Raw genomic sequence first — 219 nt, 5'->3', positions numbered from 1 at the left:
AGCTAACCTGTACTAATTGCCCGTGCGGCTTAACCATACAACACCCAAGAGGTTTTGGGTTGGACTCGAAATAAGCCAGTTGATTGTGGCGAGAACGAAACAGCTTTCTAGATGACCAAATTTGCTTGGCGACCATAGCGCTTTGGACCCACCTGATTCCATGCCGAACTCAGTAGTGAAACGAAGCAGCGCCGATGGTAGTGTGGGGTCTCCCCATGT

The 219-nt window shown here is 50.2% G+C and carries 1 rRNA gene; it reads left to right on the top strand.

Features of this window, described 5'->3' with window-relative positions:
- Positions 1-124 precede the first annotated feature (124 nt).
- Positions 125-219 (top strand): 5S ribosomal RNA (gene rrf / locus BZJ21_RS16005); the annotation flags it as partial.

Source organism: Salinivibrio costicola subsp. alcaliphilus (assembly GCF_001996185.1).
Taxonomy (GTDB): Bacteria; Pseudomonadota; Gammaproteobacteria; order Enterobacterales; family Vibrionaceae; genus Salinivibrio; species Salinivibrio costicola.
The sequence above is the reverse complement of the archived record's forward strand: the minus strand, read 5'-3'. Positions and strand labels throughout refer to the sequence as shown.